The 1658-nt window shown below is 60.5% G+C and carries 1 protein-coding gene; it reads right to left on the bottom strand.

Features of this window, described 5'->3' with window-relative positions:
* The coding region (locus R4P70_RS32560) for a condensation domain-containing protein (protein ID WP_317833834.1) at nt 1-1658 on the bottom strand (1658 nt) is incomplete at both ends.

Below are 1658 nucleotides of genomic sequence, written 5' to 3'. Positions count from 1 at the left end.
ACACAACGATCCGTCTCATTCACACCCCCCAACACCAACCCACGCTCCACCACAGACTCCACCTCGAACATCTCGACGATGGTGGACGTGTCCGCCACTGCAGCGCTCACCACTGCGACGTATGCATCGACCAATCGCGCTGCGGTTGCCTCGTCGAAGAGATCGGTGGCATAGGTCAGATGTAGGTCCAGACCCCCGCGAGACCCGTCGGCGGTGAGTGCTTCGTTGAACACGAAGTCCAGGTCGAACTGTGTAGTGGTCACGACGTTGTCGACTTCGGCGATACGTATGCCGTCGAACTCGAGTTCGGTCAATGCGATGTTCTGCAGGGTCAAACTGACCTGGAAAATGGGCGAGTACGACTGCGAACGAACCGGATCGAGTACCTCGACCAGGCGCTCGAACGGAACGTCGGCGTTCGCGAACGCCTGGAGGTCGAATTCTCGAACCGATTCGAGCAATTCCGCGAACCGAGCGCCGGGCGACACCACGGAACGTAGTGCGAGGGTGTTGACGAACATGCCGACCAGATCGTCGAGTGCACGTTCTCCTCGGCCCGCAACAGGAGTTCCCACAACTACGTCGTATTCACCGCTGTAGCGCGAAAGCACAACAGCGAGCGCGGCATGCAACACCATGAACGACGTAGCGCCGTTGTCACGCGCGACCTTCTCCAGTTGCGCGTTCACCTCGGGGCTCAGATGGGCCGAGAACATGGCTCCACGGCCGGAGGCTTCCACGGGACGAGGTCGGTCCAGCGGCAGATCGATCACCGACGGTATTGCGTCGAGAGCGTTCCGCCAGAAGTCCAACTGTCGTGTGACGAGTGAGGTCGACGATTCTTCCGAACCCAACGTCTCGAGCTGCCACAGCGCGTAATCCGCGTACTGCACCTCGAGCGGCGCCCACAACGGCTCCATACCTCGGGACCGCGCCTCGTACGCCACCATCACATCACGCGTCAACGGACCCATCGAGAAACCGTCACCCGCAATGTGATGCACCGTCATCGCCAGGACGTACTCGAACTCGTCGAGCTGGAACAGATGAGCTCGCATGGGAATTTCGGACGTGACGTCGAAAGTGGCGCCGAGGACTTCGGAAACTCGTACGAGGAGAGCACTTTCGGACACATACTCGATCGTCATGTCCACGGCCGCGTCATCCGGCGAGAGAATTCTCTGGAAACCGATGCCGTCCACTTCAGGGTAGACCGTCCGGAGAACTTCGTGGCGCAGCACCAGATCACACACTGCCGCACCAAGCGCCGATACGTCGAGGGCGCCGGAGAGGCGAAGGACCACTGGCATGTTGTATGCCGACGACTCAGGTTCGAAGCGGTTGAGGAACCACATCCGGGACTGAGCCGGTGACAACGGGATCGCGGACGGGCGTACCCGGGCTGTCAGGGCCGGCCTACTCGAGGATGATGAGGCGTCGAGAACCGCAGCAAGTTCGGCTACCGTCGGCGAGTCGAAGATGGCCCGCAGCGGTATGTCAGTGCCTCGGTCTGCGTTGATGCGGCTGACAAGTCTGGTCGCATTGAGCGAATTACCACCCAACTCGAAGAAATCATCATCCACACCAACCCGCGACTCACACCCCAAAACCACCGCAAAAGCAGCAGCCACCACCAACTCCGAAGCAGAACCAGGCGC

Source organism: Rhodococcus sp. IEGM 1241, from assembly GCF_033142365.1.
GTDB classification, from domain to species: Bacteria; Actinomycetota; Actinomycetes; order Mycobacteriales; family Mycobacteriaceae; genus Rhodococcus_F; species Rhodococcus_F erythropolis.
Note: the sequence above shows the minus strand (reverse complement) of the source record. Positions and strands in the feature narration are given on the sequence as shown.